General features: G+C 56.0%; 3 protein-coding genes. 2 read left to right on the plus strand and 1 reads right to left on the minus strand.

Annotated features, from left to right (window positions below):
• The first annotated feature begins 181 nt into the window (after positions 1 to 181).
• Positions 182 to 1,258 (plus strand): FecCD family ABC transporter permease, encoded by a 1,077-nt coding sequence (locus L692_RS0124425; RefSeq protein WP_025702558.1) that lies wholly within the window; start codon positions 182 to 184, stop codon positions 1,256 to 1,258.
• A 237-nt stretch (positions 1,259 to 1,495) separates the two neighbouring features.
• On the opposite strand, the gene L692_RS0124435 is transcribed toward L692_RS0124425, so the two are convergent.
• On the minus strand, positions 1,496 to 2,434 hold the full coding sequence (locus L692_RS0124435) for a hypothetical protein (protein ID WP_025702560.1): 939 nt from the start codon (positions 2,432 to 2,434) through the stop codon (positions 1,496 to 1,498).
• A gap of 362 nt (positions 2,435 to 2,796) precedes the next feature.
• On the opposite strand from L692_RS0124435, the gene L692_RS30090 reads away from it, so the two are divergent.
• Positions 2,797 to 5,755, plus strand: a 2,959-nt coding sequence (locus L692_RS30090) for a hypothetical protein (RefSeq protein WP_036725402.1), incomplete at its 3' end; no start/stop codon positions are given.

The raw sequence follows: 5,755 nt of genomic DNA on the forward strand, positions 1-5,755 counted from the left end.
TTTTTTGATCCCCGGAAGACTTCGATGGGAGTTTTGGTAAGATAGGGTAAAGGCCCGTTTGTTCATTGATTGTACAGTTGATGTTTCCTGCCAAAGAATCTATTATAAATATAATTTATTATATTTAGATATATTTAGTTAACACCAAGCTATGTATATTGAAGAATGGAGGAAGTCCGGGGTGCAGCATAATCATGCAGACATCGGTTCAGCGGGGAGAAATGAAGGGGGCGGGAGGTCCGTTCTGGTCAGGAGCAGGTTAACCGGAGCGGTATTGATCGCCTGCGCGTGCGTGGTGTTCCTGGGGTCGTTCGCGTGGGGGAGATACGGAATTTCGCTGGAGCAAGTCGTGCAGATTGTCATCGGCAAAATGCTGGGGCAGGCGCCGGTATGGCCGGAGAAAGTGGAGATGGTGCTGTTCAAGGTGCGGATTCCCCGCATATTCTCAGCCATGCTGATCGGCGCGGCGCTGGCGGCGGCGGGGGCGGCCTATCAGGGGCTGTTCCGCAATCCGATGGTATCCTCGGATATTCTCGGCGCTTCAACGGGGGCGGGATTCGGCGCGGCGCTCGGCATTCTGCTGTCTATGGGGATGCTTGGCGTGCAGGCGTCGGCCTTTGTCTTTGGATTGGGGGCGGTTCTGCTTACGTATACGATTGGCTCATCCATGGGGCGTAAAGGGGGAACGATTCTGGCGCTCTTGCTGACGGGCATGGTCGTGTCTGCATTATTTGGCTCTTTTACTTCCCTGATCAAATACGTGGCCGATCCGTACAGCAAGCTGCCCGCGATCACCTTCTGGATGATGGGAGGCTTGTCCGCCGTGACCGGCCGGGACTTGCTCGTTATGCTGGCTCCTTTTCTGCTGGGGAGCATTCCGCTGCTGCTGGTGCGCTGGCGGATGAATGTGCTGTCTTTCGGCGAGGAGGAAGCTGAGGCGCTTGGAGTGGATGTCCGGAGGCTGCGCGTGCTGGTCATTCTCTGCTCGACGCTGCTGACGGCCTCGGCGGTATCCATCGGCGGAATGATCGGCTGGGTCGGCCTGGTTGTGCCTCATATGACCCGGCTCCTGGTCGGCCCGGATTACAAGGTGCTGCTGCCGGTGTCGATGCTGCTGGGCGGAACCTTTCTGCTCGGAGTGGATGATCTGGCCCGCAGCGCGTTCCCCCAGGAAATTCCGCTGGGCATTCTTACTGCGGTGATCGGCGCGCCGTGCTTCCTGTATTTGCTGCTGAAGGGAAGGCGGGAGTGGCTGTAAAAAGGGCTGGAGCAAGCTCTGCGAAAATTCCGGCATGGGGCGATGATTGAGCAGGGCCGTGAACGAGGAGTATGCCAGAAAAAGAAAGGAATCAAGCATCTCGGCGTGTGGAGCGCGGGATGCTTTTCTTGTTGCCCGAAGGGCTGCTGAAATAACACAGCCCCGGAAGCCGTCAGAAGACGGTCCGGAGCTGTGCCATTTGTACCGGGAAATCAAGCGGGCGCGCGTCGCTGCTTCCTAGTTCAAGTAATTGTGAACTTCAATGCTCAGTACTTCGCCGGTGGAGTACGCAGTGTCTCGGGTAATCGTGAACTGGCCGCCCGAAGTCGTTACGGAGTAGTCGCCGTAGTCGGTGTTATTTCCGTTAATGAAGTTGGCCAACTGGGTAGCGTAGCTGGATGCAGTCGCACCAGCAGAGTAGAAATTGTGCGAATGAATCGGGAAGGCGCCGTTCACGACCGCCGGGAAGGATGTCGGATAACCGGAGGCATCCACTGTGCAAGGAATAATGGTTGTTGTACCGCCAATGGTGCTCTTCAGGTAGAACCAGGAGATGCCGCGAACCTGAGGCAGGTTATTGAAGCTGGCGGTTACGCTCGGCTTGGTGCTGGTGGAGGTGTTGCCTGTAACCGTGCTGATGCCGCTCAGGCTGACGCCTGTGTTGATAAGCTGCTCGGATAGCGTCGAAGAGGTCCAGGTCGCCGTCTTGGTGGCGTCGGCCGCCGCAGTGATGCTTGGAATGGAGGTTCCGGAAGCAGCGGTAATGGTCAGGTTGGCCGCCATCAGGGCGAAGAAAGAATCGTCATCATATGGCAGAATGGTGAATCGGATGCCGTTTGTGCCAAGGGCATCAACCGTGTAGGTCTTTGTTGTTGACCCGTCTGTTTCCAGTGTGCTGCCGGCAATGGAGACGCTGAAATCGTCCTCAACCCCGGAGGCCACGGTAATGGCCTGGTCGAAGGTAACATCGACGTACACCTTCTGGGAGTCTTCTCTTGCTGCGTCCGTACCAAGAGAAGAGTCATAGTACGACGTAATTGTAAATCCGGTTACTACCGGATTGGTGGCCGCAAAGGCCGACTTCGCGCCGGAGAACAGAAGTGTGGTCAAGACGGCTACTACGAGAAACAGAGAAAAGAATTTGCTGCGAAGCTGGACGGGCTGTTCTGCTGACATTCGGAAATCCTCCTTGTAATCAATAATAGATTTGTTGCGCGCCCTTTCACCAATAAGCATTATGTAAATTCTAAGGAAGTACGAGGAGGTAACCTGCCTTGTGATTTAATATCACATATATTTATACTCATTGTCGCATTTTAGACATTCCATGGAATTGATGAAATGCAAAAAAAGAACAAATCGTTAAAATAAATTATATCTGTTTATATCGAAAGTGCAATAATAGTGGCAATTCTGTTCAAGAAAAATTCAATTTAATTCAATTTAATTATAATTAGATATAAATGATATTGCCGAATGGTGACAGATTATGTTTAAATCTGAAACTGACAATAGGTGATAAGGGGAGGAAAGGTAACATGATCTATGGGGGGCTTAAGTGGAGACAGAGGGAAGGAAGATGGCTTTCCCTCGCGCTGGCTGTTCTGCTGCTGGCGGGCGTGATTGTTCCCGGTTCGTATCCGCGAACGGCATATGCCGAGGGCGAGCCGGAGATCGCCGGTTATTTCAGCGATATGGATCAGCCGCAGGTCAAGAGCGTGATTGGCATGGGGGGGGTGCTTACCGGGAGCGGGCGAGCCGGAGATTTCGCCAGTGTGACGGCCGATGCCTACGGGGATTTCGTAGCAGTAGGGAGTCTTGGGGGAACGGTTCCTGCGGCGATTAACGAGGCAGCGGCGGCGGGGCAGGCCGCCAAGTCAGCCTTCATTATGAAGTCCGGCCGGGATGATGAAGGAAATCTCAAGACGCTCTGGACGCAGGGGCTGTACGTGCCTGGGGCAAGTAAATCTATTATTAATTATTTTAGTATAAACCTCCGTGACGTGGAGACATTGGCAGACGGTGGTTACGTTGCAGTTGGAAATGTAAGTTACCTCGATGGCAGGGCTGGTATATCCGACTTTCCTATTCGCGATTTTCGGGGCAAGGAATGGACTCTCCGGATGAACCGGGGCACTTCCAGGAACCAATCCCTTGCCATTGTGCTCAAGCTGAGCCGGGATGGCGATATTGTGCAGTTGAGCCAACTGGGCGGCGGAGCGATTGACACTACCGTATTACAATCAGTTGCCGCAAGAGCTGACGGGGGATTCGCGGCTGTAGGGGGTACGAATGCGGAGAGCGGCGATTTCGCGGGTCTTGACAGCGGGTATCGGGGGATTCTCGTTCAATATGACGCGGCGGGCAGCCGGGAGAGCATTGTGTCCTATACCGGCGAATTTATCGGGCAGAACGGATATTACGCCGGAGTGCCTTCTTACTATTTTCAAACGATAGCTGCCCTGCCTGACGGTGGATACGCCATCGGCGGCGGGAGTTATGCCTACTCGGATATCGTCAGCAGCGCGGAGCCGGACAAGCATGTTCCCGTCAACTCTGATCCTCAGATTACCAGGAATCCTTTTCTGATGAAGGTGGACGGGCTGGGGAGAATTGGCTGGGCCCGTACTCAGCCTTCGGACGAACTAAGAAACGGGTCCTTTCAGGATGTGGCGGCGGACAAGGCGGGGAACATTGTAGCCGCCGGCTATAATCAAACTGAAAGCAGCTCTGTGGCCATCATGGGCAAGTACGCGGCGGACGGCACGCTTATTACGAAGCGCAATCTTGTCGGGAATGAAACGCGGGACACCTACGGCCAGATCCGGACCGGCCCGGACTCGCTGCATTCCGTCATCCCGCTGGCTGACGGGGGCTACCTGTTTGCAGGACAGGCGCTGTCCACCTCCAATGATTACGGCGGCGAGACCTTGTCGCCAATCGGCGATCCCAAAGGCGGGCGGGATTATGTTGTGCTGCGGACGAGTGCCGATCTGACGACGGACTGGCTCTCTTTTGCCGGCGGTTCAAGCAATGAGGCGTTTGAGTACTCCGGCTTCCATGAAACATTGACGGACATCATCGCGCTCACCGACGACGGATTTGTACTGGCGGCAGACTCAGCGTCGCTTGACGGTGATTTCGCAGGGCTTAACGGTTCCCCGACAATCGGTACCCGCCCGGACAATATGGGCAATGCCGTGCTGGCCTTGTACACGTATGACTGGGACGATGACGGGGTAATCAACTCCCGCGACTTCTATCCGCTGAATCCGGCCAGGAGCATACCGGAAGGAAGCAGCGCAGGACTGGTCAATCTGGAGAGGGTCCCTGTAGTCACCGCAACTTACAGTGTCTACTCCAGAGATGTGAACACAATCCCGATTGTGTCCGGCGCTGAGCTGCCTAATGTCGGGGTCTCGTTCGGCGAGGCGTCCCTTACGGCTCCCGTGCCGGTGTTCGACCGGCTGTTCAAGGGGATGGTGGGAGCGGTCACCTTCGGATACTCCGGCTCGATTCCCGGATTTGAGAGCGAAGCGTCGCCACTGCTTCCGGCCAAGCGGATCTACGGCAGTTCCTTTGAACTGAACGCGACGATGGGCCGGAATGAAGTAACCAGCCTCGGCGCGGGCGTGAAGGTTACTGTGCCGGTTAGCGGCATCGACCATCCTTACAGCGCGAGACTGTATTACTATAATCCATCCGGTCCGGCGCTTGAGGAAGTGCCTGGCGCCGACTTCTCGCAGGAAGGCAGCGTCACCTTCAAGACCTCGCACTTCTCCCGCTATGTGGTTACCGATGCGACGGAGGATCAACTGGAGGTAGATGCCGTCATCGCCAAGATTGAGGCGCTGCCGCCGGAAGTGTCGCTTGTGCAGAAGCCGCTTGTAGAAGAGGCTCGCGCCGCTTACGAGGCGCTGAGTGCAGAGCAACAGGCGCTGGTTGTCAACTACAGCAAGCTGACCAATCTGGAGGCGCAGCTTGTGACCAGGGAGGAGCTGCGGAACAACCTGATTATCGTGAACCCGGTTATCGAGAAGATTTCTAATCTGCCGAATCTGGTGACGCTGGAGGACCGGGCGGCCGTCGAAGCGGCCCGCGCCGCATATAGCGCGCTGACTGAGGCGCAGCAAGGGCTTGTCAGCAACATGGACAAGCTGCTTGCGGCGGAAGCCCGGATTGTCAAGCTGCAGAACCAGGCTGCGGCGGATGCGGTGATTCAGCTCATTAACGCGCTGCCTGACGCGGTATCGCTTGCCGAGAAGAACAAGGTGGCGGCGGCGCGCGCAGCCTACAAGGCGCTGACTGCGGAGCAGCAGGCGCTCGTTATCAACTACAATACCCTGAAGACCGCAGAGGCGCAGATTGCCATTCAGGAAGCTCAGATTGCCGCAGTTCAGGCTGAACGAAACGCGCTGCAATCCTCCCTCTTTGCGGCAACGCTCGGCGCTCCGGCGCAGGCTGCCGCGCCAGTGGCTTCCGTCAATGGGTCTGCGG

It is taken from the genome of Paenibacillus forsythiae T98 (genome assembly GCF_000520735.1).
Classification (GTDB): domain Bacteria; phylum Bacillota; class Bacilli; order Paenibacillales; family Paenibacillaceae; genus Paenibacillus_AQ; species Paenibacillus_AQ forsythiae.